The following is a 26,974-nucleotide window of genomic DNA, read 5'->3' on the forward strand; positions in this document are numbered from 1 at the left end:
ATTTTAGAAATAACCCTTTATCGTTTTATGGATTTTGATTTTCGTTTAATTGTATTTTACACTGCTGCTCAGCACCTTAACTTCACCAAAACGGCCGCTGCCCTTTTCATCTCGCAACCAGCAGTAAGCAAAAACATCCAAGAACTAGAAAAGAAACTTGGCGTACCACTCTTCGAAAGAAAGGGTAACAATCTTAATTTAACCGATTCAGGTCAAATTCTCTATAAATATGCCCAACAGATTATTAATCTATACAATCAGGCGGGCCAAGAAATACAGGAATTGCAAGAAGGACGAAAAGGAAATCTGGTGTTAGGAGCCAGCACAACCATATCCCAATATGTTTTACCCGCTCTACTTGCTGATTTTCTATCCCAATACCCCAACAACCGTATTCAGTCTTTTCAATCCAATAGCCGCAGTATTGAGGAACAGCTTATTGATAAAACATTGGATTTAGGTATCACGGAGGGGTCTACCGACAACCGGGCCCTGAAATACATTCCTTTTATGAAGGATGAACTGGTTCTTGTCACAAATAGCCAAAACCCACTATTAGATCAATTAAAAAATCCAGTATTATCCGATATCACACGCTTACCCTTGGTACTACGCGAGCAGGGCTCGGGTACACGAACAATTATTGAGAACGCACTAAAAGATAACCGCATCAATCTATCCGAAGTACAGATAGAAATGATCTTACCTTCAACAGAGAGTATCAAAGGCTACCTTGCCCGTCGCAACAGCTTTGCTTTTTTGTCAGTTCATACGGTGCAAAAAGAAGTGTTAAATAATCTATTGACCATTGTCGATATTCCACCATTGACAATAGAACGTTACTTCTATTTTACCCATTTATATGGAGGACTTGCCGGTACGCCCAACCAGTTTCTGCAATTCTGTCTACGGCAAAACTTCAAGTTATAACCAAATGTTATGTCTCATAAACAAACTTCGTTTTAATTCCAGGTTGGAGCCGCATAGATTTGTACAAATGAATTAGCGGAATGGATTATAAAAAACTTACAAATTACTTAAAGGCACTCAGCTGGATCATCGTCGCATTGGTCATTACTTGTACAACTTTATGTGTGTTTCCACTCAAACATGAGAATCGGAAAAACCAAGCAGATGCTATTGATATACACAACGACTCCCTTATTACACACGTTTCCCAATTTAAGGAAATCTCCTTCAAAGATAGCCCCGAAGGTGAAATGGCCAGTTATGGTGAAAAGCTAATTAAAAACACATACGATTATTTTTATGATGGTGAGGTCAAGATTGGAAACAAGCTGGCCTGTAGCAGCTGCCATCTCAATGGCGGCACAAAGGCTTTTGCTGCTCCTTACGTCGGGCTCACCAATGTCTTTCCAACCTATATTGGACGAGAAAATAAGATTGAATCACTTGAAGAGCGCATCAATGGTTGTTTTGAGCGGAGTATGAATGGTCGAGCTATTCCCGAAAACGGCAAGGAAATGAGGGCTATTGTCACCTATATCAAGAACATCAGCGTGAATACAGTTAATAAAGGTCGGTTGGCAGGCCAAGGATTTATAAAAATGGATATTCCCAACCGTGCGGCGGACCTGAAACATGGTCAAGTGGTCTTTGAGAACAAATGTGCCAGTTGTCATGGACGCGACGGACAGGGGCTGCCTCAAACAGCTGGCAAAGGATATCAATATCCACCCTTATGGGGTAAAGACAGCTACAATGATGGCGCGGGGATGGCACGATTGCTTACCGCGGCCCGTTTTATCAAAGCGAATATGCCTTTAGGCGCAACTTATGATGCACCTCAGTTGAAAGACGACGAAGCCTATGATGTGGCGGCGTATATCAATTCTTTCGATAGACCTCAAAAAACAGATAAGCAATTGGACTATCCTAATCTAAGCAAAAAGCCCAAAGATAGCCCCTATCCACCTTATGCCGATAACATTAGTATAGAACAACATAAACTCGGACCTTTTAATTTTTAAACATACATATCCCTTTAAATCAATAATAAATATGAAAAAACAATTTACAATCGCTTGTATTTTATTAGCGATAATGACTATTCAAGCGAAAGCACAGGACAATAAATTGTTGCTCGATAACCATCAATACAGCGGTGCCGTTGCGAAGAAAAAAGCGTATAAAGCTATCTATCAACTGGACAGCAATGATCCAAAAACAATTGAAAAAGCAATTCGCAATATTAACAATGTCTTGAAGGACCCGCGATTAAAAGGGCGTTTACAAATTGAATTGGTTGCATTTTCTGGCGGTACCGAAGCTTACCTAAAGAAGAACAGCCAATACGAGAAACCCTTGAAAGATCTCGTCGAGAAAGGCGTTATCGTAGCGCAATGCCTGAATACGTTGGAAGAGAAACATATTGCCAAAGAAGAGCTATTTGATTTTATAGGTTATGTTCCTAGCGGAAATGGTGAATTAATCTTACGCGCAAATGAAGGTTGGGTTATCGTTAAACCATAGTATAATGAGAAATTTTCTACTGCTTGGTCTAACAATAGCATTATTGGGTGTCCAGGAAATTAAGGCACAAGAACATCGTTTTGATCCGCCCTGGAATACTCCACCAGAATCGGCGCTAAATTTTACGGTACCTGGGATAGACAATATTCCAGATTTATATGGTGATATCGAGAATCCGCAGCTTACCGTTTTTTTCGCTGGCAATCAATTTATGGTCGTCGATGATCTACTCGCATCATTCAAACAAGAATACCCACAATACGAACGTATTTTTGTTGAAACACTGCCACCAGGCATTTTAGCCAAGCAGATTAAAGGCGGTTCAATTACGATAGGCAATCTCCGCATTACGCATAAACCCGATATTTACACGGCGAGTAAACGGGCGATCAACGAAATGGCAGACTATTTTAGCCATACGCAGGTGTATTGCTATAACAATATCTGTTTGATGGTTCCAAAAGGAAATCCCGCTAATATCAGCACATTGAATGATCTGGGGAATGACAAAGTTCGTATCAGCATGCCTAATCCCCAATGGGAAGGAATTGGGGAGCAGATCAAAGCATCCTATAGAAAAGCCGGGGGCGAACAACTCGTCAAAAAAATCATGGAAGATAAGGTCAATGACGGCAGCACTTATCTGACTAAGATCCACCATCGCGAAAGCCCCATGCGTGTATTGTATGGACAGGCTGATGCGGCTCCAGTTTGGGCTTCTGAAGTCGTTTATCAAAAACTAATTGGCCATCCTGTCGAAGGGATTACCATTCCTGATGCGCAAAATACAACCGCAACTTACGTTGCTGCAAAATTGAAAAACGCACCGCATACGCAGGCTGCAGATGACTTTTTAAAATTCATGGACTCGCCAACAGCCAAGCGTATTTACAAGAAGTATGGTTTTACAGTAGACTAAAAAAGAAAATGGATAATTAATTATCCATTTTCTTTTTTTACTTTAGGTCAAAATTAGTTGACTTGTATGATCCTATTGCTCAAAAAACTCCATCGGTATTGGTATTTTATCAGCGTTCTACTTGTTTTTCTTCTGTTTTTCCCTTACATCTATTTTTTAGCACGACGTCCCGAAAAAAATTATGCTCGGATTGCCCGTATGCGACGCTGGGTATCAGTTGGTGGTTCGGCCTTAGCTGGTGTATTTTTTAAGGTGAGCTATGAATCAAAAATAGATTGGAACCGTTCCATGGTATTGTGTCCCAATCATACTTCGGTCTTGGATATAACAGCCCTTACCTACTTGTGCCCAGCTCCTTTTTCATTTATTGGAAAAGCTTCCCTGCTTAAAAACCCGGTTACACGCATTTTTTTCAAAACAATAGATATCCCGGTCACAAGAAGAAGTAAAGTATCTTCTTTCAAGGCTTTTCAACGTGCCAATGAACTCGTCCGAAGCGGAAGAAGTGTGGTTATCTTCCCAGAAGGAAAAATCGACGATGGTTTCCCCCCAAAGATTCACGCATTTAAATCCGGAGCCTTTCGAATTGCTATTCAGAATGACGTTCCCACAGTACCCATTATTATAGAAAATGCCTGGGATATCTTTTTCGATGACGGCTCGAAAAGAGGGTCTCGGCCGGGAATAGTTAAAATACATGTATTCAAGCCGATAGAGACTAAAGATTTTAACGATGATAATGCATCGGAACTAGAAAAAGTTGTATATGACAAAATGCATTCCTATTGGATTATGAAGAATAAATCGTATTTTCATAACCTAGAGAACCTCCAAAAAATATGTCAGGAAAGATCTTAATCGAAATCAAGGATATTGCCAGAGAGTACCAAATTGGTGCAGAAACAATTCATGCCTTAAGCTCCGTTACACTCAACATCAATAAAGGAGAATTTGTTGCCTTAATGGGGCCTTCAGGATCAGGCAAGTCCACGTTAATGAACATTCTCGGTTGTTTGGATACCCCTAGCCGGGGAGAATATATCCTCAACGGGATTAATGTGAGTGACATGACTGACGATGAACTCGCCGAAGTAAGAAACAAAGAAATTGGTTTTGTCTTTCAAACGTTTAACCTATTACCAAAGAATACAGCACTTGAAAATGTTGCACTTCCCCTAATTTATGCGGGCTATAATAAAGTTAAACGTGAGGAAAAAGCTACTGCAGCATTGGAAAGTGTCGGCTTAGGACATCGTATGGATCATAGGCCGAACGAGCTCTCAGGAGGACAACGACAACGTGTGGCTGTTGCAAGAGCGTTGATCAACGATCCATCCATTATACTTGCCGATGAGCCAACAGGAAACCTTGATACCAAAACGTCTATTGAAATTATGGGTCTACTGGAAGAAATTCACTCCAAGGGCAATACCATTATCCTAGTGACTCATGAAGAGGATATCGCATTACATGCACACCGTATTGTACGCATGCGAGATGGCTTGATCGAAAATGATTATCCAAATCCTGATATTAAATCCGTGTCCCCAAGACTTAATGCGTTAAACGAAAAGGGAAGTGATTTTGAGAATATCTAAAAATATTATAACGTTAAAAATCAACTACTTACATTAAAACCACAAAAATAACACGTGATTTACTTGCTTAAGTTAAATTAAATCATAGTTTTGCGAAAATAGAGAACTTAAATTGTTTTTATATGTATTGGACATTAGAATTAGCTTCGCATCTAGAAGATGCACCATGGCCAGCAACAAAAGATGAATTAATCGATTACGCTATTCGTTCGGGTGCACCTGTTGAGGTGATTGAAAACTTACAATCTCTTGAGGACGATGGTGAGCCATATGAAAATATCGAAGAAATTTGGCCCGACTATCCAACAAAAGACGATTTCTTCTTCAATGAAGATGAATACTAAAAAATAAAAAACGCCTTTTTAATAAAGGCGTTTTTTATTGAAAACATCCCCCTCTTTTCGGAGACACCTCAGTATGGTGTATACCGATTAGCTCCCGAGTTTTTTTATTCCCTGGTTTTAATCCATTTAGATGAAGCTAAGTCTTACAGATATGAAGATAAAATTAAAGCTGTTGTTGTTTCTATTGATTAGCTGTATGGTCAGCCAAAGCTTATTTGCTCAGGAACAACAAACATCCAATGAATATATTGTTGTTTTAAAAAGGTTTGTCCAACGTTTACATGATCCTAGTCTAGCTACTGATATTATACTAAGTCAAGATCTAATCACATCAAAAAAACTAAACGAAGACCTGCAAGAATACTTATTGGCAAGCATCGATGAAATCAGGATAAATGTACAGAGCAAAAATATCAACCAACTGGAATATCTTAGCTTTGCTCAAGCGGGAAGAAAAGAAACAAGTGATATCGATCTCGAAGGTATTGATCCACAACAAGTCTACTTTGTCAAATACCTCAAGCGTTTTGTATTTGCTGCCGTTATTCGTGATAGAAAAATAGCTTCTTTTACATTAGTCTCTAAAGGTAACAATAAGGCTCATTTTGTATTCTATTAATTTTCATCTTGTTTTCATCGCCCCCATTTTATCAGATACCTGCTCTTATAACCCTTAAATATCACGCTCAGGCTTACATAAATGCGCGCTTATCAGGTTTTATTTTACAGCATATTTGTGAGCAATATTAAGCCAATGATGCTTTCTTAAAAATTTTTCAATAAAAACACTTGCATTTTATAATTCTATCAACCATATTTGTATTAATAAAAACAACAATGATAACAACTGTCTCAAATAAAGCTTGGTGGTGGCACAACGAATAACGTTGTGGCAAATTCCTATTGCATTATTTGATTAATACGTCAAGATATGATGGGCTTGCCTAAATAAGGTAAGCCCTTTTTTTATTTAAATTACCATGAAAGAAATTTTAGCGCATTTATTTGAATACAAGACATTTTCTCGGCAAGAGGCCTACGAGATTCTAACCAACATTGCCATGGGCAAATATGACAGCCACCAAATTGCGGCATTTATGACCGCTTATGGTATGCGCAGCATTCGCGTTGAAGAGCTTGGAGGGTTTAGGGATGCGATGTATGATTTATGTCTCAAACTGGATTTTGATGGTTATGATTTAATTGACCTTTGCGGTACAGGTGGGGATGGTAAAAATACCTTTAATATCTCGACAATAGCATCTTTTATCACAGCTGGGGCTGGTTACCATGTCGCAAAACACGGTAATATCGGGGTATCTTCGAGCTGTGGTTCTTCCAATGTCATGGAATATTTAGGCTATCAATTCAGCAACGATAAGGCTGAACTACAACGCCAGCTTGATGAAGCCAACATCTGTTTTCTCCATGCACCATTGTTTCACCCTGCAATGAAAACTGTTGCCCCGATACGTCGTGCATTGGGTGTTAAGACTTTCTTTAACATGTTAGGGCCATTGACAAATCCTTCCAATCCTAGATTTCAGTCTGTTGGTGTATTTAGTTTAGAATTGGCAAGACTATATGGTTATTTATACCAAAACACCAACAAACAATATTCCATTATTCATGCTTTGGACGGTTATGACGAGATATCCATGACCGGTGATTTTAAGTTAATCAACAACCAAGGGGAAAATTACTACAACATGGAAGAGCTTGGTTTCACCCCAGTCTCAGCCCAGGAGCTGACAGGAGGTGAAACGATAGCGGATGCCGCCCACACATTCTTATCGATATTGAACAATCAGGGTACAGATGTGCAGAACAATGTTGTTTTGACCAATGCCGCATTTGCGATCAAGACCTTTAACCCCGAAAAATCTTTTGGCGACTGTTTTTATGAAGCAGAAGGTTCATTGATGGGAGGTAAAGCTTTACGAAGTTTCCAAAAACTAATCAAAAAATAAAATGGCGGTCAAAGTAAAAGTTTGTGGTATGAAATATCCCGACAATATAACCGCTGTAGCTTCCTTGGGCATCGATTATATGGGATTTATATTTTATGATCAATCCAAACGTTATGTTGGTCAAAGCTCCTCCGCATACATTAAGGAGCTTGACGGTCTAAGCAAAGTCGGCGTTTTCGTCAATGCTAGCCTCTCAGCAATTCTAGATAAAATAACTGAATTCCAACTAAATGTAATTCAATTGCATGGCGATGAATCTGTCGAATTCTGTCTTGAATTGAAAGAAAAATCAGGGGTTATCATCTTGAAAGCCTTCGGAGTTGATCAAAACTTTGACTGGATACAGCTTGATCCTTACGCTAAAGTTGTGGACTACTTTTTATTTGATACCAAAAGTAGTTCCTATGGTGGTACAGGAGTACAATTTGACTGGTCCCTATTGGACCAATACAAACTTACTACCCCCTATTTTCTCAGCGGTGGTTTAGATCCCGAAAATATCAAAACAGCGCTAGAAAGAAATGATCCACGACTATATGCCCTGGATTTAAATTCAAAATTTGAAGTAGAACCCGGCTTAAAAGATATTGCGCTATTAAGCCACAGTATAAATACAATTAAAAAATGAGTATATATCAAGTCAATGAAAAAGGATATTATGGTCCCTTTGGAGGAGCCTATATCCCTGAGATGCTCTATCCAAATGTGAAAGAGCTACGTGAAGAATATCTCAAAATTATCGAAGAAGAGAGCTTTCAGGAGGAATTTAACCAACTGCTCAGCGATTATGTCGGACGTCCTTCTCCATTATATCATGCCAAGCGTCTATCTGAAAAATATGGAACTACGATTTACTTAAAACGGGAGGATCTTAACCATACCGGAGCGCATAAAATCAACAATACCATTGGCCAAATTCTATTAGCGGAACGCCTGGGCAAAAAGCGCATCATTGCGGAGACAGGCGCAGGACAGCATGGCGTAGCCACAGCGACCGTCTGTGCGCTCAAAGGTATACAATGTGCAGTGTACATGGGAGAAGTTGATATTCAACGTCAGGCTCCAAATGTAGCACGGATGAAAATGATGGGTGCCGAAGTTATTCCGGCAACATCAGGGTCCAAAACGCTAAAGGATGCTACCAATGAAGCTTTGCGAGATTGGATCAACAATCCTGTCGACACCCATTATATCATTGGGTCTGTTGTGGGACCACATCCTTATCCCGATATGGTTGCTCGCTTTCAGTCTATTATTTCTGCCGAAACGAAAAAACAGCTCTTGACAAAAACAGGAAGAGAAAATCCAGATATTGTATTGGCCTGTGTCGGTGGAGGCTCCAATGCGGCAGGTATGTTCTATCATTACCTCGATGAAGAATCGGTTCAATTGTATGCCGTAGAGGCCGCTGGCCACGGTGTTGATTCAGGCGAATCCGCTGCTACAACAGCATTAGGAAAAGAGGGAGTTTTACATGGAAGCCGATCTATACTTATGCAAACAGCGGATGGCCAGGTCATCGAACCTTACTCCATATCGGCGGGACTCGATTATCCCGGTATTGGCCCCCAACACGCTTGGTTATTCAAATCCGGTAGAGGTAACTATGTCAGCGTAACTGACGACGAAGCGATGCGTGCAGGTCTTGAGCTTACGCGATTAGAAGGTATCATACCGGCTATTGAGAGTTCTCATGCGCTGGCTTATCTGGAAAAAATACCTTTTAAAGGCGATGAGACTGTCGTTGTCTGTCTTTCTGGACGTGGTGACAAGGATCTAGATAATTATATGAAATACTTTGATTTTTAAGGCATGAATACAATTGAGAAAAAAGAAGGTACCCCCCTTTTATCGATATATTTTACAGCTGGGTATCCAACATTGGACAGCACAATCCATATTGCAAAGAAATTGGAAGATGCCGGCGCGGACTTTCTGGAAATCGGTTTCCCTTATTCCGATCCAGTGGCAGATGGACCTGTCATTCAGCACAGTTCTGAAATTGCCTTGGCAAATGGTATGACTGTAGAAAAGTTATTTAATCAGTTGAATGACCTGCGTAAGCATGTCAGTATCCCCGTATTTTTGATGGGCTACTTTAATCCTGTACTTCAATTTGGTGTGGAAAGATTCTGTGAAGCATGTAAAAATGTAGGCGTTAATGGTGTCATTATACCCGACCTACCAATGGATGAATACGAAGAACTTTACAAAGAGACTTTCGAGAAAAATGGGATCGCCAATATATTCATCGTAACACCGCAGACTTCTGAAGAACGCGTCAGAAAAATAGACAGCCTTTCTAGGAGCTTTATTTATTTACTTTCTTCCAATGCAACGACGGGTAAAACACTTGATGTTGGAGACGATACAGCAGCTTACTTTAAGCGGATACATGATCTCCAATTAAAAAATCCATTGATCGTTGGCTTCGGTATCTCCGATAAACCGACCTTTCAAAAAGCAAGCAAGCATACGGCGGGTGCCATTATAGGTACTGCATTTGTAAAACGGTTAAAGGAACCGGATTATCTCGACCAAATCCCAGCATTTATCTCGTCTATCAAAGCTTAACCTACAGGCTAAAAATTAGCAAAGCCTTATTTTTTTAATAAGAGTTCGATCTAAAGTCTTTTTTCTTGGATCGAACTCTTATTTTTAAGACGGTTTTGAAAATGTATTTTTTCAAAGAGAATATCTTTGCTGCCTTAATTAGTCTCTCCTTAAACCACCTATAATTTACTGATTATTAGTATTTTGGGTTTAAAATAGCTTGTTTTTTATTGCAAGAATTTGTATCTTCGAGCTTTAAAACCTTGCAAATATGTTGGGGAAAAATCCAGAAAAGAAGCCAGAATTATTCCGCCCAATGTTGGTGGATTTTATTGACCACGAGCATGAACTTGTTCTACTTTCAGAAAAAATAGATTGGAATTATTTTGAGAAAGAATTTTCGCCCTTGTATTCCAAAGTGGGCAATCCGAGCCATCCGATTCGGTTTATGGTGGGTTGTTTGCTACTGAAACATTTGTATAATTTGGGCGATGAGACGTTGGAAAAAGCCTGGATCATGAATCCTTATATGCAGCATTTTTGTGGCAGGGTTTTCTTTGAACACGAATTTCCTTGTGACCCGAGTAATTTTGTTCATTTCCGAAAAAGAATTGGCGAAAAAGGTATCGAAAAAATCTTTGCCTACAGCGTAAGAATGCACGATGCCAAGACGAACACCTCAAATTTTGTTTTGTCCGATACTACCGTTCAGGAGAATAATACCTCTTTTCCTACCGATGCAAAATTGTGCAAAAAAGTGATCGATTATTGCAACAAAATAGCCGGAAATGAAGGCATAAAACAAAGACAACGCTACACAAAAGTCAGCAAACAAATGGTGCGCAACACCTACAACGGAAAACATCCCAAGCGGGCAAAAGCGGCAAGGAAATCTCAAAGACAGCTCAAAACCATCGCCATGAGACTGATTCGTGAATTGCAACGGAATTTTAATGCAGAACAGCAAGAATTTTATAAAGATTTAATGACATTGTACACCAAGGTTGTCACACAAAAAAGAAACGATGCCGATAAAATTTACAGCATTCACAAGCCTTTTACCCGATGTATTGCCAAAGGAAAAGCGCATAGCCAGTATGAATTTGGGAATAAGGTAGGTTTGATAACCACCGCCAACAAAGGCAAGAAAATCATTCTCGGGATTAAAGCATTTTTGCAAACTCCTTACGATGGTCACACCATAGAACCACTTTTGGAACAGATGGAAACCGGTGGTCAAAAGCTCCCAAAAGAACTCCTTTACGATAGAGGTGGCAGAGGAAAATCAGAAATAAAGGGCGTGAAAATCTCCATCCCAAGCACTCCAAGAAAAAAAGACACTGCTTATCAAAAGCAGACAAAGCGCAAAAAATTTAGAACCAGAGCGGCAATAGAACCTATCATCGGACATTTAAAAACCGATTTTAGGCTGGCAAAAAATTACTTCATGGGAGAAACGGGACCACAAATCAATGCATTACTAGCTGCAACCGCTTGGAACATGAAGAAAATGATGGAACTACTGAAACAGAAAATTATTTTCTTATTTTATAAGATACAAATTATGCTGTTTTCTAATCCTGTTTTTAAAAATAAATTAAATAGTGGGTTTTGTTAAGGAACGACTAATTAACCAAGCAATAGGCGGCCCGTCAAATCTATACTGATATAACCATGGATACACGAAGAGATTTTTTAAAGAAAGCGGCTATGCTTGCCGGGGAGCATCTCTCTCCCATGTTATTCCATCCGCTATGCGAAGGCGATGGCTATTAATCCAGCATTGGGCAGCACCTTTTATGATGCCGAGCACGTCGTTTTATTAATGCAGGAAAACCGTTCATTTGATCATGCCTTTGGAACACTACGTGGTGTAAGAGGCTTCAATGACCCAAGAGCTATCCGTCAACCCAATCGAAATAAAGTATGGTTTCAGACGCAAAAATCCGGAGAAACATTTGCCCCCTTCCGATTGGATATCAAAGATTCAAAAGTTACCTGGATGGGCTGTCTTCCGCACAACTGGACCGATCAAACCGACGCAAGGAATAAGGGTAAAATGAACAGATGGTTGGATGTAAAACATTCTGGATTTAAAGAATTTGCCGATCTACCGTTGACTATGGGACATTATACCCGTGAAGACATTCCTTTTTACTATTCTCTGGCAGACTCTTTCACAATCTGTGACCAACACTTTTGTTCGAGCATCACCGGCACGAATCCAAACCGGCTTTATTTCTGGACGGCCAATATCCGGGAAAATCTGACAGGAAAAGCCTTAGTTTGGAATGGAGACTCCGAGTTTAGCGGGAAAGCAACATGGACCACTTTTCCCGAACGCCTTTCGGAATTAGGCGTAGACTGGAAAATCTATCAAAATGAAATTTCTTCAAGCAGTGCTGGTTATAGTGGAGAGGCAACAGCTGGCTCGCCAATTTTGGTTGTAATCCGATGGAGTACTTCCCACAATATCAAGTCAAATATCATCCCCGCTATCGTCAGCTCCTAACTCTAAAAAAGAAGATCTCGAGCGCAAAATTAGCGAAACACCAGCTGCCGATGCACTTGAAGATTTAAAGAAAAATCTCAAGCATATTCAAGAAGAATTACAGCGATATACAGCCGATAACTTTGAAAAGCTCGACGAGCGGACAAAAGATATTCATCGCCGTGCCTTTGTTAACAACAGTGCGCAGCCAGATTATATGGAATTGGAAACAATGCATTATCAAGAAGGAGGGCAACAGCGCGAGTTACAGATCCCTAAAGGAGATGTCCTGTATCAATTCAGAAAAGATGTTGAGGAGGGTAAACTTCCAACCGTATCTTGGTTAGCTCCGCCCCAGCTTTTTTCTGACCACCCCGATTCTCCTTGGTTCGGCGCATGGTATGTCAGCGAAATTATGGACATTCTCACCCAAAATCCAGAAGTTTGGAAAAAGACAATTTTTATACTTACCTATGATGAGAATGATGGGTATTTCGATCACTTTGCACCCTTTACAGCACCAAACCCTGATGATACAGAAAGTGGAAAAGTATCCGAAGGAATAAACCCTGCGTTGGAATTTGTACGCCGCGATGAGCAATATTATCCTGAAAGCGGCAGAGAAAGCAATATCGGTCTTGGCTATCGTGTACCGATGATTATTGCTTCTCCGTGGACCAGAGGCGGTTGGGTCAATTCACAAGTGTTTGACCATACCTCCAGTTTACAATTCCTGGAGAAGTTTATTAATCACAAAATCAATAAAAATATAAAAGAAACTAACATCAGCACTTGGCGGCGTACCGTATGTGGAGACTTAACTTCAGCATTTAGACCCTATCATGGCGAAACCATGAACAAACCTATTGTGCTGGAGCGGGAACCTTTTATCCAAGAGATTCACCAAGCCAAGTTCAAAGGTCTTCCCATGGGGTTCAAAGCGCTTAGCGCAATGGAGATCAAACAAATAGAGCAAGACCCCGGCAGTTCACCCTATTTCCCAAAACAAGAAAAAGGGCTTCGGGATTCATGTATCCTTCCTTATGAACTTTATGTGCATGGCGAATACCAATCCAAAGGGGATTACCTGGTCACATTTGAGGCTTCAGATAAAATTTTTGGCAAACAGGCCGCAGGCGCACCATTTACAGTTTACCATGCTGCTAGCTACAAAGGAGAAGTTGGAACCTCCAGAAATTATGCGGTTGCTCCAGGAGATTATGTAACAGACCATTGGCCGCTAGATGCCTTCGACAAAAGAATGTACCACCTCGAAATCCATGGTCCAAACGGATTTTATCGGGAATTTAAAGGCGACGCGGATAATCCACATGTAAAGATCCGATGTACGTATGAAAAAAGTAAAAATGAAGCAGCATTTACTGGCCGTTTGTCTTTCTCCTGTACAAACAATGGAAAAACAACCGAGCAACTTATTTTTGAGGATCTCAGCTATGGAAAAGAAAAAAGAAGTTTGCAACTTAAAGGTGGACAATCCATCACGATACATTTTGAATTGGCTAAGCAAAACTATTGGTACGACTTCAGCCTTACTTGCAGTGGTTTTCTAAACTTCGAAGAACGATATGCAGGTCGTGTAGAGATTGGAAATGCCGGAAAAAGTGACCCTTTATTAAGCCGATAAACAACACGAATGGGAGCATCTAGAAAATGTTCCCATTCTTATAAAATCTTCCTTGAGTAGTTAAATTTAAGGGACTAATCTACATAGGCTGTTTCCCTGTAAAGTGCTCCTAAAAAGACTGAACATACTGTACTATTCCTGTATACGGCGAGCCAGATGGTAAAATCCCTTGTACAATAGAATTGCCCCAACAATCAAAAAGATAGCTAGCAAATACGAGCTGACCGGATTGATAAATAATAAATTCATAACTTTGGTAAATTTTAGTTTTTCATTTGTTACTACAAGTTATAACATTTATCCAAAATATTACAAAAAAAAATTACATATTTTCTTTATTTTTGCTTCGATGAAGAAAATTGCACTATTAATCGGCCTATTTTTCTATTTGCTCGCAGCAAGTGGTGCCTCAGTGCATCTTCATTTTTGCCAAGGGGAAACACAAAGTGTATCGTTATCGGAAAGCCATAATATCGCCTGCCCTCTGTGTGCCAAGTCTGCAAAAAAACAGCAGAAACACTGTCATGAAACAGGAAGCTGTAAAGATGTTAAGATCGAAGCACAAAAGCTCGATAAATTCAGCAGAGTAACACAAAATCTTGATTTTAACCATTTTTCTCCTGCAATAATTACGCTTCATTGGATACTTAATTATTATCATTTCGCTGGGGAGGAAGACGATTTTTCTAAACTAACGTATACCGATTTTGCGAGCTACAATAGACAGAGCCCTCCTGTTTTTATTCTCAATCAAAATTTTAGAATTTAATATCACCTCTTTTCACTGAACGCAGTTCATTTTCTTGAATTGATCGAAGTCCACTATAGTTTTTATATCTCGCGAGAATAGCAGACTGTTATTCCCAACATTCATCTTTTCGTAGCTTATCACGGAACAAAAAAGTGGATTTTAAATCATTCAGCAAAAAAATTGTAGAACTGAAAAAAATAAATCCGTACCCCTTGCATGTGGTTGCGCGATATCATGAAGGTAAAATTAAATGCTAGTTGAAGCGAATACTCTTAATTAAAATGATGAATCAAATTTTCAAAAAAATATATACAACGACCATTCTATCCTTATTTTTTCTGGCATTTGTACAGGCACAGATCGACAGTACCCGCACACTTACAGTGGCTGGAAATTGCGCTATGTGTAAAAAACGTATTGAAACGGCCGCAAAAATGCATGGCGTAGAAACGGCCGTTTGGAATGCAGGAGACAACCTATTGCAAATCAAATATAACCCCCAAAAAGTTCAGTTGGAGGCAATCAAGAAAAATATTGCTCAGGTTGGTCATGATGTTGACAACCTGGTGGCCACTGATGAATCCTATGCTAAACTCCATGAATGCTGTATGTATCCGCGACTGGAAAATGGCAAAGTACCCGAAAAGAAAGCGGTGACAACCGATAACCATGATCATCCACATACCGTTACCGGTGTTGTTGTTGAAGAAAATGAAAAGGGGGATCTTAAACCCATCATTGGCGCCAATTTACACTGGGCCAACCTTCCAACCAAAAACACAAGGACAAACGAAAATGGTGTATTTAAATTGGACCACAAAGAAGGGTTCAACAAATTGGTTGTAAGTTATGTAGGGATGAAATCTGACACCATCACCATCAAAGATCTGCATGAAGTCATTATGATTACAGCGAAGGGTAATGTGTTGATGGAAGTCGAGGTTAAAGGAACACGACGCTCAAATTATATTGACCGTATGACACCTGCACGACTAGAAGTTCTTACCGGAAAAGAGTTATTCAAAGCCGCTTGCTGTGATTTAAGCGAAAGCTTTGAAACCAACGCCTCCGTCGATGTCGTCAGTGCTGATGCAGTAACAGGCAGTAAACAGATTCAAATGCTAGGCCTTAGCGGTATTTATACCCAATTAACCGTTGAAAATTTACCTGGGCCACGTGGGCTCGCTTCTCCTTTAGGTTTAAATTCTATTGCAGGGACATGGATTGAATCTATTCAAATTGCGAAAGGTATCGGTTCCGTAGCCAACGGTTTCGAAAACATGGCGGGACAGATCAACGTCGAATTGAAGAAACCTCAAAATTCAGAAAGATTGTTTTTTAATGCCTATGCGAACAACATGGGACGTACAGATGTCAACTTAAATCTTTCACAAAAAATTGGTCAGCATTGGTCCACTGCAGTGCTCCTGCATGACAATTTCATGTACAATAAATCCATGAACTTTAGTCACAACGGATTTAGAGATATACCCGTTGGCAATCTATTCTCTGGTGTCAACCGCTGGTTTTATGAAAATGGAAAAGGGCTTATGGTACAATTTGGGGTTAAATATCTCAATGACGACCGTACAGGCGGACAGATTGATTTTAACAAAAAGACAGATAAGGGTACCACAAATCGCTACGGTTTGGGATTTGATATCGAACGCGTAGAAGGTTTTGCTAAAATTGGTTATGTGTTCCCCGAAAATAAGCACCGCAGCATAGGTCTCCAGCTTGCAGGATCAAACTACAATCAAAAAAGCTATTTTGGGCTCAATAACTACGATTCGGAGCAACAAAATGGATATGCTAATCTCTTATTTCAAGATATTATCGGGACAGTCGCCCACAAGTATCGCGTTGGTGCCTCCATTAATTATGACAATTACAATGAGTGGTATTTAAAAGATCAAAACTTCAAAAGGAAAGAAGTGGTTTCGGGAGCATTTGCAGAATATACCTATAGTCCATCAGAAAAATTTGATGCCATTATTGGTCTTCGCCAAGACTACAACTCCCTGTATGGATGGTTTACAACACCACGCATCCATTTACGTTATGCCCCGCTTTCGGGAACAACAGTTCGAGCTAGCTCAGGAAGAGGTCAACGTACTGCAAATATATTTGCGGAGAACACGGCAGTATTGGCTAGTAGCAGAAAATTGGTTATCCAATCGCCTAATATATACGATAAGGCTTATGGCCTACAACCTGAAGTCTCCTGGAATAGCGGAATAGCGATAGACCAAAGTATGCGGATCTTCGGACGTGAGGCTTCGGCATCAGTTGAATTTTTCCATAACAGCTTCTCTAATCAGGTCGTGGTCGATTACGAAAATCCCCGAGAGATCAATTTTTATAATTTGAATGGAAAATCTTTCTCCAATAGTTTGCAAACAGAATTTCGCTTGATGCCAGCACCACATTTTGAAACGAGGTTGGCCTATCGCTTACTTGATGTTCAAACTGATTTTGAAAGTGGCAGAAAGACCAAACCGCTATTGGCCAAACACCGTGGTTTTGTCAACCTGGCATATAATCACCATTCTGGCTGGAGTGTAGATTATACATTGAATGTCGTTGGACAAAAACGCATTCCATCAACAGCAGAGAACCCCGTTGAATATCAAATGCCTACAGCGTCAAAGGCTTATGCGACAATGAATGCGCAGATTAGCAAAACTTTTGGGAAAGAGAAAAACTTCACCGTGTATGTGGGCGGAGAAAATCTGTCTAATTATTTCCAAAATATGCCAATCCTCGCCGCGGATCAACCCTTTGGAAACTATTTTGATACGTCAATGCTTTGGGGTCCTTTAACAGGACGCATGTTCTACACCGGCGTTCGTTATTTCATCAAATAACAGGTAAGCTAAAAAAAATCAAAGAGTAATAAAAAAGCGGCAAAAGCCGCTTTTTTTACATTAACTTTTTCAATTCTTGATAAAGCTTTGCCGTGGGTAATCCGACCACATTATTGTATTCCCCTTCTATCTTTTTTATGGCGATTAAGCCGATCCATTCCTGTATTCCATAAGAACCTGCTTTATCTAGTGGCGAAAATTGAGTAACATAATGATCGATTTCATCCAGCTCTAGTTCGTAAAAATAAACAGTTGTCGTCTCGACAAAAGTGCTCATCTTACCCTCCCATGAGATCGCTACAGCAGTCAGCACCACATGTTTCTGACCAGACAAGTTTGTTAGCGTTTCTCTAGCTTCCTGTTCATCTTTAGGCTTACCTAAGATTTCGCCCTTATCCGATACCACAATAGTATCGGCACAGATAACCAAACAATCTTTTTTATCCGCAAATGCTTCCGCTTTACAAATAGCAATTTGACGAACGACCTCAGCTGCAGACAAATTCGGATCCACATATTCTGCCGTTTCCCGTACGTCGACTTCAAATGTCAGTCCAAGCCCTGCTAACAGCTGCTTTCTCCGTGGAGACTGAGACCCTAATATAATTGTTCTATTTTTTAGATTTTTCAACATCCCTATATGCTTTTTACCGTTTCATCCTCATACCAGTTGCCTTGTACTTTCATTACCTTTTCGATCAATTCACGTACAACTCCCTTTCCGCCACAAAAACCAGACACATAATGTGAAATTTTCTTGATCTCTTCTACTGCATCTGCCGGAGAAACAGCTATCCCAACGGACTTCATGCAGCTAAGATCAGGGATATCGTCGCCGATGTACATCAATTGATTTAATTCAAGCTTGTAATCACAAGCAAGTTCTTTCATTTTAGAAAGCTTGTCCGTAACTTTTGAATAGACTTCTTTGATCCCCAAACCTTTCATCCGCTGCTCGACACCCTTCGAACCTCCACCTGTGATAATAAAAATCGGATAACCTTTCTTGATCGCCAACTGCATGGCATAGCCATCTTTTATATGAAATGTACGTAACTGATGCCCTTCTTCATTAACTTGCACAGTACCATCAGTCAGCACACCATCTACATCCAATACAAATGCTTTTATCGATTTAAATTCAGTCAATACCATAAATATATTTTTTGTAAAAGTAAGGCATTTCGAGTAATAATTCGCGAAGCGATACTGATCTAATTGACAACACTGTCAGATAATTATTCAGATAAGCCAAAATATCATTTGTGTGTCACAACATAGTTGTATTAGCAACTTATTCTTAAAAATATTTGGATGCTACGGTATATTTACCGTATCTTTGTAGAAGATAATTAAAGGTTATCTCGCTATGAAACACTAACAGCAAGCAGTCAGAAGAGTTATTGACTTAAAGTTTGCATAAGATTTAAAAAACAATCATTTTTAGTTTTCACGGCACAACACGGCAACTAATTTAGTTTAGAAGCCCTTAAAAAGTCTTTTCATAATTTAGGTTTATAATTGGTTAGTAACGAACCCTGGTGCCCATCATCAGGGTTTTGTTTTTATAAGTATTTTTTCTTCTTCTATTTTATAGATTCTACTATTTGATGATTATCATAATATCTTATTATCAATAATCGAAATAACAATCGGTTTGACAGACCTTCATATCACTTTAAAGCTTACTACAGTTTTCCATCTATTATTATACAGTGATCAGTCACTCAATATTCAGTTCATACTGAGTAATCACTGAACAAGCACTGAACAATCACTGAACGAGCACTGAACAAATACTGTTAGAATATCAAACCTGATCACTACTTGCCCCCAATTTGCTGCGACTAAGAATGAAAAGACAAAAAATGATCTAAGTTACGCTTATGCAACAAAAAGTCGATGTTGTGCGCAAATAGATTGGTGGGATCCTTGACGGCTGTACAGGTTTGTTTCTATGCTGACTTTTGATTATTTTAGGAATAGCAAGTTTTTTTGTTATTTTACATATATCTTTTTCCCCAGGTACCATCGAAACACAATACCTACAGAAAAGTAAAACGATAAACTCATTCTCACATGGATCGAAAAAATTATAGAAAGCAAATTACCATTGGAGTGATCATTTCTTTTTCGCTTATCTTCCTTTCAGCCCTATATTTTTTCATATCGCTGCATCATAACTTAAATAACGAGCGAAGTATTGTTCGTGTCGCCGAAAATAGATTCAATATCATTAATGAAATCAAATCAAGTGTAGACGAGGTAAATGACATCAAACTTGATTACGTGAATAAGAAAGACGCTTCACTATTTATTCCTTATAAAATGGAATTAAAAAAAATGGATGAACTGTTACGATCTTTAAGTCTAAAAGATGATTTCTATCATGTTCAGCCAAACAGCACTGAAAACATCCGAAAGGATATTGTTGCATTTTACGACTTTGAGCAGGATATTGACAACACGAAGGAAACACAATCCATATCCCATAATATTCACGAGCGAAAAGCCGCGATATTAAATCAGATCGATCTCATGTCGAGAGACTTATTGGATCAACGGGCAAGACTCTTAGAAAGATCTAGAAATGAACTACAACTGGCCCAGTACATTACTTACCTTTTTATCGCTATTGGATTAAGTGGATTTTTCTATATTCTCGCCAAAATTTCCTCGATCTCTAGATTTCTGAGGTCTACAGTGAAAAGTCAGCAAGAATCCAATAACCGCCTCCAACTATTGCAAGACCAGACCAACAGTGATAACTGGATTTTGAATGCTATAAATGGCATCGACGAACAATTACGCGGTGACTATACAGACAAGAAAATTGCCGAAATAAGCCTACATGCTATTGCTTCCACGACAAAAGCATTAGGTGGGACTATTTATATTTTCGATGACAACTATCAGGAGTATCAGCTTTGCCACAAAATTGGCATTTCCTCCACACAGTTTATCAAACGAACGTTTAAGGAAAACGATGGTATTTTGGGCGAAGTCGCAAACAATCATGAAGTCGTTAAAATAAAGGACGTCGACCACAAGCATCTTATCTTAGAAACCTCATTATCCGACCGCTTAGAAACTGAGATTTATATTGTACCCTTCTCTTATGAAAACCAGTGTGTCGGTATCATGGAAATTTGTTGCCCAATTATTAATGCGAAGGACGAGCAACTGCGATTTAACTTCTTGGATAAAGCAAAAGATAACATTGCCGTTATCATAAAAGTAGCCCAAACGCATGGAAAGCTTGCTGATCTTTATGAGGAACTTCAACAACAAACAGAGGAATTAGAGACTCAACAGGAGGAATTGAGAACAACCAATGAGGAGTTAATCCATAAGACACATTTGTTGGAGGCTTCTGAGGAAGAGCTTAGAGTACAGCAGGAAGAGCTTATCCAAACCAATAATGAGCTGGACGAGAAGGCCAAATTGCTCTTTGCACAAAATGAAGATCTGGAAAAAGCCCGTCAGGCCATAGCCCAAAAAATAGAGGAAGTAGAGCTGTCGAGCAAATATAAATCTGAATTTATGGCCAATATGAGCCATGAATTGCGGACACCACTCAATAGTATTCTCATTCTTGCCAAATTACTTCAGGATAACAAAAAGAAAAACCTCAGTGAAGACCAAATAAAGTATGCTTCTGTTATTCATAGTGCCGGCTCAGATCTCCTACATTTAATTAACGAATTGTTGGATCTGGCAAAAATTGAATCGGGGAAGGTTGAAGTCCAAAAAGAACGTATCAACACGTACGACCTTGTCAATTATATTAAAGATTTTTTCAGCGATACCGCAGCGTCGAAAGATATTCACTTCTTACTCGATGTCAATGTAAATGCACCGCAGGAATTCATTGGTGATGAACATCGTATACAACAAGTCCTCAAGAATTTATTATCGAATGCGTTCAAGTTTACAAGTGAAAAAGGCGAAGTTTCTTTAGGAATAATAGCTGAAGCAGAAAATCTTCTTTTTACGGTCAAAGATAACGGGATCGGGATCGCCCCTGAAAAACAAGAGCTTATCTTTGATGCTTTTAAACAGGAAGATGGCTCAACGAGCCGTAAATATGGTGGCACAGGTTTAGGCTTATCGATATGCCGCGAAATTGCTAGCTTATTAAAAGGGAAAATAATCTTATCCAGTAAGGTTGGTGAAGGTAGTATTTTCACCTTCAGTATCCCGCTAGAACAAGAAATTCAGGTTCCGAAAGTACCATCTATCGAAAAAGAAAGTAATCCGCCAACACAAATTCCGAAGGAAAATCCTATAGTCGAAAAAACAAAGTCAATCGACAACGATGGAAAACATAATAAACTGCTGATTATTGAAGACGATTTCATTTTTGCAGATATTCTAAAAGACTACGCCGAACAAAACGGCTACGATGTATACATCAGCTATGATGGGCAAGATGGCTTACAAAAAGCACAGAATTTACGCCCTGCCGCGATTATCCTAGATATTATGTTGCCTAAAATGGATGGCTGGGAAGTTCTTCGTAACCTCAAAAAAATCGACAGCACCAAAGAGATTCCTGTGCACATGATGTCGGCAGGAACATTTTTACATGACGAACCTATTTCTGCCGGGGCCATCGGGTTTATGGCTAAACCTGTGTCAGAAGAATCTTTGGCTGAAACATTCTTAAAAATAAAAGCATCGACTAGTCATCCACTGAAAAAAATTCTGCTGGTGGAAGATCAGGAAATCCAAAGCGATTTCATCAAACAATCTTTGGAAGAACAGCACATTCAGATATTTCAGGCCTTCAATGCCAGACAGGCTCTTGATTTATTAGATCAAGAGAAATTGTTTGACTGCATCATTATGGACCTAAACCTTCCTGACAAATCGGGCATTGAACTCCTGAATGAAATCAAATCGAACGATCAATTTAGGGATTTACCTATTATCATCAATACGGCAATGGAACTCACCACAGAGCAGACTTCCGAAATTTTGCATCACAGCCAAGCGATGGTCCTTAAGTCAGCGAAATCAAATAATCGCCTGATCGATGAAGTTAATTTATTCTTAAATAAAATCCGCAGCAATAAGCGCGAATACAATATGTTCAATCACGCCGGAGCTTCTGTCATTGCTGAAAACAATTTAGCTTCCAAAACAGTACTACTAGCAGATGACGATATGCGAAATATATTTGCTCTTAGCACGGCGTTTGAAAGCTATGATATGAACATTGAAATTGCCAACAATGGTCAGGAGGCATTAGATATTCTTGAACGAAATGAACAGATTGACCTTGTCTTAATGGATATCATGATGCCCGTGATGGATGGTTATGAAGCTATTGAAAAAATAAGGGCAAACAAGAAATTTGCAAACCTTCCAATTATTGCTGTGACAGCGAAAGCCATGAAAGGTGATCGGGAAAAAACAATTGCTGTTGGTGCAAACGATTATATTAGTAAACCGGTTGATGTTGACAAATTAATATCCCTAATGCGCGTATGGCTGAGTTAACTGATAAAATAGTAGCAATGATCAATTTTGAAGAGTTAGAAGAAGTTATTGATATAGTCAAAAATCTCCACGGATATGATGTGTCCGGCTATACAAGAGCTTCTTTAAAAAGACGTGTGACTAGAATAATGGAACTTAACAAGCTCAATCTACAGGAGCTAAAGTCCAATTTGATCAATCAGCCCGGATTCAGCACCTATTTCCTACAGGAAATTACAGTCAATGTGACTGAAATGTTTAGGGATCCCGATTTTTATAAAGCTGTAAAAACGGATGTATTTCCCTATCTCGCAACTTATCCACATATCAAACTCTGGAGTGCAGGTTGTTCGACTGGCGAAGAAGTCTATTCGCTAGCCATCTTATTAGAAGAAGCAAATCTTTACCAACGGGCGTTTATCTATGGCACCGATATTAATGGCAAAGTGTTAGAAAAGGCAAAACGCGGTATTTATTCGCTTACGAAAGTTAAGGAATACTCGGAAAATTTTATTAAGACGGAACCGAAAAACTCATTGTCAGATTATTATACAGCGATGTACAACGCCGCTACCATTAATAATAGTCTTAAAAAAAATGTCCTTTTCTCCATACATAGTTTGGTATCCGATGGCGTTTTTAATGAATTTCAACTGATTACCTGCCGTAATGTATTGATCTATTTTGATACTGAATTGCAAAATAAAGTCCTGGATTTATTCTATCATTCACTTTGCCATCTGGGCTTCTTATGTTTGGGAGCAAAAGAATCTTTAATCAACTATAAAGATGCTGCTAAATTTAAGATCGTAAACAAAAAACAGAATATTTACCAAAAAATTGGGTAGTAGGTAATGGAAAGAAAAATTCTTTTATTAGCGGGGTCTGCAGGTGGGTTTAGTGTGATTCTAAATATTTTAAAGTCATTGGAACGGCCAATTCGCATACCCGTTATTGTCATCGTACACAGAAACCCTAAGTATGCTTCTAGTATTGAGGACACGCTATCTAAAGCACTTGTTCAAAAAATAAAAACTGCAGATGATAAGGAAGCGATAGAAAATGGAACGATCTATTTTGCCCCTGCAGGCTATCATCTTTTAGTTGAACCAGACTATAGCTTTTCTTTGGATATCTCAGAACCTGTTCAATATTCCAGACCATCAATTGATGTGACTTTTGAATCCGTAGCCGAAATATATAAAGAAAATTGTACAGCTATTTTATTCTCTGGGGCGAATCAGGATGGTGCACAAGGATTATTAATGATAAAACGATACGGCGGGAAGACATTTGTACAAGACCCTGTGACTGCTGAAGTTCCCATCATGCCCGAAGCAGCTATTCAACTCGATGCGCAGGAACGCATTTTGAGCATTCAAGAAATAAAGGACTACGTCAAACAGTTGACTTAAAATTGTATTTAGATTTGCTAAAATGAAGAAGGTAAATATATTGATTGTCGATGATAAAATTGAAAATATTATCAGTCTAACAGCATTACTGGAGGATATCGAAAATATAAATATAGTGACGAGCACAGATCCCAACGAAGCTTTAAAAATCTGTTGGAAAGAGGATATTGATTTAGCACTTGTTGACGTACAGATGCCCGAGATCAATGGTTTTGAATTTGTTTCCTTCCTAAAGAAGAATCCGAAAACAAACCATATTATCCCTATCATGGTAACAGCAATCTCAAAAGAAGACAAATACCTTATTCAGGGACTAAATAGTGGAGCTGTAGATTATTTATATAAACCGCTAAATCCGGAAGCAACCATCGCGAAAGTAAAATCTTTTGTCCAGCAATTACTGATACAGCAAGAAATTAAAGAGAAAAACATAGCCTTAGAAGAATCAAAACAGGCGATTCTCAAAGCTAAAGAAGAGGCCGATCTTGCTCGAAAATCCAAGGAAACCTTTTTGGCCAATATGAGCCATGAGATCCGTACCCCGATTAACGGTATTATGGGCATTACACAGATGCTAAAAAACTCGCAGCTCACGCTAGAACAAGAAAATTGGATCAATAAATTGGATTCTGCCTCTCAAAATCTGTTGACTATTATCAACGACATACTCGACCTATCGAAAGTTGACTCGGGCATGATGAAACTTAATATGGAATCTACCTCTGTACATGATATTACGGATGATCTAAACAATCTCTTCATTGATAAAGCGATCTACAAAGGCCTGAATTTTTCAATTGATGTCGATGAGCGGATCACAAGCTATTTTCTAACAGATCCACTTCGATTAAAACAAATATTGACCAATTTTATATCCAATAGTTTTAAATTCACTGCAGAAGGGTCCGTTGTTTTAAAAATTCAGCTTCTGACAGAAGACAACCATAGTATCTGTTTACGGTTTCAGGTGATAGACACAGGAATTGGCATCGTAGAAGATGCCTTGGAAAAAATATTTATTGCGTTTGAACAGGGAGAGGATAGCATTACCAAAAAGTTTGGTGGTACAGGATTGGGATTGGCGATTGTAAAACGTATTGCTGCCCTGCTCAACGGTCGGGTTTTTGCTTCAAGCGAATACGGTAAAGGAAGTATATTTTCCTTTGAATGTACTTTCGACAAAATCAAAGACAAACCCGTCGAGAAAGAAACGCAGGTACTCTATACAGAATTACCCAAGTTCAACTTTCCGATGATTCTCATTGCTGAAGACAATGAATTAAACAGTTTTATGCTGGCGAATATCCTGAAGAGCTGGAATTGCGATATCACTTTGGCGACAAACGGCCTCATTGCGTTAGAAGAAATCAATAAGAAAAAAATTGATCTGGTGTTTATGGACGCCCATATGCCACTCATGAGTGGTTTTGAAGCAATCAAGGAAATACGTCGAAACACGAATCCGATAATCGCAAACATGCCGATTATTTCCATTTCAGCCTCTGTGCTTCAAGCCGAACAACAGGAAGCGCTCGATGCAGGAGCCAATGAAGTTGTCGGAAAGCCGTTTGATCCTATCAAATTATATAAAACAATTGATACTTTATTGTCAAAATTGAAATGATAGTTTCAATTTATCAATGAAATCATTAATTTTAGAACATAAACAATATGTTTTGATGTTATTTCTCATGAACGCACATTCAGAAAGGAATCAAGTTCGTCATAACTTCATCACTAAACCGCTAGAGGCTGCGGAAATGCCTACAATAAATAAAAGATAAACAAACAATCATTCAAATGAAAAAACTTTTTATGATACCAGCAGTTGCAGTTGCTTTATCAATTGCATCTTGTGGTGGAAACAGTGACAAGTCTGAAAAATCAACTGGTACAGAAGCGACAACTTCAACCGAAAGCCAAGCAACAGAAACAGTGCCTGGTATTGAAAACGTAGCTATTTCCAACAGCTTATCTTTAGAAGGTAACGATCAAATGAAATATAATAAGGATCTTTTCCGTGTAAAAGCGGGTGAGCCAGTAGAATTATCTTTCAAAAATGCAGGTACTATGCCGAAAGAGTCCATGGGACATAACGTCGTTATCCTAAAACCAGGTGTTGATCTTCCAACTTTTGGTGCTGAGGCTGCTGCAGCTGCTGCAGACGAATATATTCCAAAATCAGCTTTATCTTCAATTGTTTCCCACACCAAATTATTGGGACCTGGAGAAACTGATAAAATCACATTTACACTTGAAAAAGGAGTTTATACGTTTATTTGTAGCTTCCCTGGTCACTATGGTGTCATGCAAGGAAAAATTGTTGCAGAATAACAAATAAGTAAAAAAAGGATATTCATATTTTGAATATCCTTTTTTAGATTTATCCCCTTTATAAGCACCGCCCCGTTCCTCCCCAAGGTGCATAATTTCCATTCTTTTAT

25 protein-coding genes are annotated in these 26,974 nt (G+C 39.0%); 23 read left to right on the plus strand and 2 right to left on the minus strand.

Annotated features, from left to right (window positions below; genetic code table 11):
• The first annotated feature begins 27 nt into the window (after positions 1–27).
• The 18 genes from DTA23_RS02860 (at position 28) to DTA23_RS02940 (ending at position 17,631) form a co-directional block, all read left to right on the plus strand.
• Complete coding sequence (locus tag DTA23_RS02860) at positions 28–930, plus strand: LysR substrate-binding domain-containing protein (RefSeq protein ID WP_112373776.1); 903 nt, start codon at positions 28–30, stop codon at positions 928–930.
• A gap of 80 nt (positions 931–1,010) precedes the next feature.
• Positions 1,011–1,991 (plus strand): c-type cytochrome, encoded by a 981-nt coding sequence (locus DTA23_RS02865; RefSeq protein WP_112373777.1) that lies wholly within the window; start codon positions 1,011–1,013, stop codon positions 1,989–1,991.
• A 31-nt stretch (positions 1,992–2,022) separates the two neighbouring features.
• A complete protein-coding gene (locus tag DTA23_RS02870; RefSeq protein ID WP_070562276.1) occupies positions 2,023–2,493 on the plus strand; it encodes a DsrE family protein in 471 nt (156 codons plus the stop codon).
• Between the two features lie 4 nt (positions 2,494–2,497).
• Positions 2,498–3,412, plus strand: coding sequence for a substrate-binding domain-containing protein (locus tag DTA23_RS02875; RefSeq protein ID WP_112373778.1), 915 nt, complete (start codon positions 2,498–2,500; stop codon positions 3,410–3,412).
• Positions 3,413–3,478: 66 nt separating this feature from the next.
• Positions 3,479–4,270 (plus strand): lysophospholipid acyltransferase family protein, encoded by a 792-nt coding sequence (locus DTA23_RS02880; RefSeq protein WP_112373779.1) that lies wholly within the window; start codon positions 3,479–3,481, stop codon positions 4,268–4,270.
• On the plus strand, positions 4,252–5,010 hold the full coding sequence (locus DTA23_RS02885) for an ABC transporter ATP-binding protein (RefSeq protein WP_112373780.1): 759 nt from the start codon (positions 4,252–4,254) through the stop codon (positions 5,008–5,010). The genes DTA23_RS02880 and DTA23_RS02885 overlap by 19 nt, the downstream gene beginning before the upstream one ends.
• Positions 5,011–5,132: 122 nt before the next feature.
• Positions 5,133–5,354 (plus strand): DUF2795 domain-containing protein, encoded by a 222-nt coding sequence (locus DTA23_RS02890; protein ID WP_028072584.1) that lies wholly within the window; start codon positions 5,133–5,135, stop codon positions 5,352–5,354.
• A 151-nt stretch (positions 5,355–5,505) separates the two neighbouring features.
• Positions 5,506–5,973 (plus strand): hypothetical protein, encoded by a 468-nt coding sequence (locus tag DTA23_RS02895; RefSeq protein WP_146752998.1) that lies wholly within the window; start codon positions 5,506–5,508, stop codon positions 5,971–5,973.
• Between the two features lie 361 nt (positions 5,974–6,334).
• Entirely contained in the window at positions 6,335–7,324 is a 990-nt protein-coding gene (gene trpD, locus DTA23_RS02900) for an anthranilate phosphoribosyltransferase (RefSeq protein WP_070562080.1), read from the plus strand.
• A gap of 1 nt (position 7,325) precedes the next feature.
• Positions 7,326–7,952: a phosphoribosylanthranilate isomerase gene (locus DTA23_RS02905; RefSeq protein WP_112373782.1), complete on the plus strand. Its 627-nt coding sequence runs from the start codon at positions 7,326–7,328 to the stop codon at positions 7,950–7,952.
• The gene (gene trpB / locus DTA23_RS02910) at positions 7,949–9,133 is read left to right on the plus strand and encodes a tryptophan synthase subunit beta (protein ID WP_070562076.1); all 1,185 of its coding nucleotides are present in this window, start codon (positions 7,949–7,951) and stop codon (positions 9,131–9,133) included. The genes DTA23_RS02905 and trpB overlap by 4 nt, the downstream gene beginning before the upstream one ends.
• A gap of 3 nt (positions 9,134–9,136) precedes the next feature.
• Positions 9,137–9,898: a tryptophan synthase subunit alpha gene (gene trpA, locus DTA23_RS02915; RefSeq protein ID WP_112373783.1), complete on the plus strand. Its 762-nt coding sequence runs from the start codon at positions 9,137–9,139 to the stop codon at positions 9,896–9,898.
• A 250-nt stretch (positions 9,899–10,148) separates the two neighbouring features.
• Positions 10,149–11,495, plus strand: a complete 1,347-nt coding sequence (locus DTA23_RS02920) for an IS5 family transposase (RefSeq protein WP_112373584.1) — start codon at positions 10,149–10,151, stop codon at positions 11,493–11,495.
• Positions 11,496–11,551: 56 nt separating this feature from the next.
• Positions 11,552–11,653 (plus strand): twin-arginine translocation signal domain-containing protein, encoded by a 102-nt coding sequence (locus DTA23_RS28390; protein ID WP_256602678.1) that lies wholly within the window; start codon positions 11,552–11,554, stop codon positions 11,651–11,653.
• Positions 11,643–12,389, plus strand: coding sequence for an alkaline phosphatase family protein (locus tag DTA23_RS28395; protein WP_256602679.1), 747 nt, complete (start codon positions 11,643–11,645; stop codon positions 12,387–12,389). The genes DTA23_RS28390 and DTA23_RS28395 overlap by 11 nt, the downstream gene beginning before the upstream one ends.
• 196 nt (positions 12,390–12,585) lie before the next feature.
• The gene (locus tag DTA23_RS28400) at positions 12,586–14,013 is read left to right on the plus strand and encodes an alkaline phosphatase family protein (RefSeq protein WP_112373784.1); all 1,428 of its coding nucleotides are present in this window, start codon (positions 12,586–12,588) and stop codon (positions 14,011–14,013) included.
• 169 nt (positions 14,014–14,182) lie between these two features.
• Positions 14,183–14,782 carry an HYC_CC_PP family protein gene (locus DTA23_RS02935; RefSeq protein ID WP_146752999.1) on the plus strand — a complete coding sequence of 200 codons (600 nt, stop codon included), beginning with the start codon at positions 14,183–14,185 and terminating at the stop codon, positions 14,780–14,782.
• Positions 14,783–15,045: 263 nt separating this feature from the next.
• Positions 15,046–17,631 carry a TonB-dependent receptor domain-containing protein gene (locus DTA23_RS02940; RefSeq protein ID WP_112373786.1) on the plus strand — a complete coding sequence of 862 codons (2,586 nt, stop codon included), beginning with the start codon at positions 15,046–15,048 and terminating at the stop codon, positions 17,629–17,631.
• 55 nt (positions 17,632–17,686) lie between these two features.
• On the opposite strand, the gene DTA23_RS02945 is transcribed toward DTA23_RS02940, so the two are convergent.
• Together DTA23_RS02945 and DTA23_RS02950 are read right to left on the minus strand one after the other, a co-directional pair.
• Positions 17,687–18,265 (minus strand): Maf family protein, encoded by a 579-nt coding sequence (locus DTA23_RS02945; protein ID WP_112373787.1) that lies wholly within the window; start codon positions 18,263–18,265, stop codon positions 17,687–17,689.
• A 2-nt stretch (positions 18,266–18,267) separates the two neighbouring features.
• Positions 18,268–18,786: a KdsC family phosphatase gene (locus DTA23_RS02950; RefSeq protein WP_070562067.1), complete on the minus strand. Its 519-nt coding sequence runs from the start codon at positions 18,784–18,786 to the stop codon at positions 18,268–18,270.
• A 924-nt stretch (positions 18,787–19,710) separates the two neighbouring features.
• Between DTA23_RS02950 and DTA23_RS02955 the strand changes: the two genes are divergently transcribed.
• The 5 genes from DTA23_RS02955 to DTA23_RS02975 all read left to right on the plus strand — a co-directional run bounded on the left by DTA23_RS02955 (position 19,711) and on the right by DTA23_RS02975 (position 26,864).
• On the plus strand, positions 19,711–23,136 hold the full coding sequence (locus tag DTA23_RS02955) for a hybrid sensor histidine kinase/response regulator (protein ID WP_112373788.1): 3,426 nt from the start codon (positions 19,711–19,713) through the stop codon (positions 23,134–23,136).
• Positions 23,124–23,963 (plus strand): CheR family methyltransferase, encoded by an 840-nt coding sequence (locus DTA23_RS02960; protein WP_236560115.1) that lies wholly within the window; start codon positions 23,124–23,126, stop codon positions 23,961–23,963. The genes DTA23_RS02955 and DTA23_RS02960 overlap by 13 nt, the downstream gene beginning before the upstream one ends.
• Positions 23,964–23,969: 6 nt before the next feature.
• Positions 23,970–24,530, plus strand: coding sequence for a chemotaxis protein CheB (locus DTA23_RS02965; RefSeq protein WP_070562064.1), 561 nt, complete (start codon positions 23,970–23,972; stop codon positions 24,528–24,530).
• A 22-nt stretch (positions 24,531–24,552) separates the two neighbouring features.
• Positions 24,553–26,154, plus strand: coding sequence for a hybrid sensor histidine kinase/response regulator (locus DTA23_RS02970; protein ID WP_112373789.1), 1,602 nt, complete (start codon positions 24,553–24,555; stop codon positions 26,152–26,154).
• A 176-nt stretch (positions 26,155–26,330) separates the two neighbouring features.
• Positions 26,331–26,864, plus strand: coding sequence for a plastocyanin/azurin family copper-binding protein (locus DTA23_RS02975; protein WP_070562060.1), 534 nt, complete (start codon positions 26,331–26,333; stop codon positions 26,862–26,864).
• Positions 26,865–26,974: the final 110 nt, after the last annotated feature.

Origin of the sequence: Sphingobacterium multivorum (assembly GCF_900457465.1) — a bacterium.
GTDB classification, from domain to species: Bacteria; Bacteroidota; Bacteroidia; order Sphingobacteriales; family Sphingobacteriaceae; genus Sphingobacterium; species Sphingobacterium multivorum.

Bases quoted from the DNA above. Each gene is read 5' to 3' on its own strand.
- DTA23_RS02860 (WP_112373776.1), top strand. From the start codon at position 28: ATGGATTTTGATTTTCGTTTAATTGTATTTTACACTGCTGCTCAGCAC.
- DTA23_RS02865 (WP_112373777.1), top strand. From the start codon at position 1,011: ATGGATTATAAAAAACTTACAAATTACTTAAAGGCACTCAGCTGGATC.
- DTA23_RS02870 (WP_070562276.1), top strand. From the start codon at position 2,023: ATGAAAAAACAATTTACAATCGCTTGTATTTTATTAGCGATAATGACT.
- DTA23_RS02875 (WP_112373778.1), top strand. From the start codon at position 2,498: ATGAGAAATTTTCTACTGCTTGGTCTAACAATAGCATTATTGGGTGTC.
- DTA23_RS02880 (WP_112373779.1), top strand. From the start codon at position 3,479: ATGATCCTATTGCTCAAAAAACTCCATCGGTATTGGTATTTTATCAGC.
- DTA23_RS02885 (WP_112373780.1), top strand. From the start codon at position 4,252: ATGTCAGGAAAGATCTTAATCGAAATCAAGGATATTGCCAGAGAGTAC.
- DTA23_RS02890 (WP_028072584.1), top strand. From the start codon at position 5,133: ATGTATTGGACATTAGAATTAGCTTCGCATCTAGAAGATGCACCATGG.
- DTA23_RS02895 (WP_146752998.1), top strand. From the start codon at position 5,506: ATGAAGATAAAATTAAAGCTGTTGTTGTTTCTATTGATTAGCTGTATG.
- trpD (WP_070562080.1), top strand. From the start codon at position 6,335: ATGAAAGAAATTTTAGCGCATTTATTTGAATACAAGACATTTTCTCGG.
- DTA23_RS02905 (WP_112373782.1), top strand. From the start codon at position 7,326: ATGGCGGTCAAAGTAAAAGTTTGTGGTATGAAATATCCCGACAATATA.
- trpB (WP_070562076.1), top strand. From the start codon at position 7,949: ATGAGTATATATCAAGTCAATGAAAAAGGATATTATGGTCCCTTTGGA.
- trpA (WP_112373783.1), top strand. From the start codon at position 9,137: ATGAATACAATTGAGAAAAAAGAAGGTACCCCCCTTTTATCGATATAT.
- DTA23_RS02920 (WP_112373584.1), top strand. From the start codon at position 10,149: ATGTTGGGGAAAAATCCAGAAAAGAAGCCAGAATTATTCCGCCCAATG.
- DTA23_RS28390 (WP_256602678.1), top strand. From the start codon at position 11,552: ATGGATACACGAAGAGATTTTTTAAAGAAAGCGGCTATGCTTGCCGGG.
- DTA23_RS28395 (WP_256602679.1), top strand. From the start codon at position 11,643: ATGGCTATTAATCCAGCATTGGGCAGCACCTTTTATGATGCCGAGCAC.
- DTA23_RS28400 (WP_112373784.1), top strand. From the start codon at position 12,586: ATGGAATTGGAAACAATGCATTATCAAGAAGGAGGGCAACAGCGCGAG.
- DTA23_RS02940 (WP_112373786.1), top strand. From the start codon at position 15,046: ATGATGAATCAAATTTTCAAAAAAATATATACAACGACCATTCTATCC.
- DTA23_RS02945 (WP_112373787.1), bottom strand. From the start codon at position 18,265: ATGTTGAAAAATCTAAAAAATAGAACAATTATATTAGGGTCTCAGTCT.
- DTA23_RS02950 (WP_070562067.1), bottom strand. From the start codon at position 18,786: ATGGTATTGACTGAATTTAAATCGATAAAAGCATTTGTATTGGATGTA.
- DTA23_RS02955 (WP_112373788.1), top strand. From the start codon at position 19,711: ATGGATCGAAAAAATTATAGAAAGCAAATTACCATTGGAGTGATCATT.
- DTA23_RS02960 (WP_236560115.1), top strand. From the start codon at position 23,124: ATGGCTGAGTTAACTGATAAAATAGTAGCAATGATCAATTTTGAAGAG.
- DTA23_RS02965 (WP_070562064.1), top strand. From the start codon at position 23,970: ATGGAAAGAAAAATTCTTTTATTAGCGGGGTCTGCAGGTGGGTTTAGT.
- DTA23_RS02970 (WP_112373789.1), top strand. From the start codon at position 24,553: ATGAAGAAGGTAAATATATTGATTGTCGATGATAAAATTGAAAATATT.
- DTA23_RS02975 (WP_070562060.1), top strand. From the start codon at position 26,331: ATGAAAAAACTTTTTATGATACCAGCAGTTGCAGTTGCTTTATCAATT.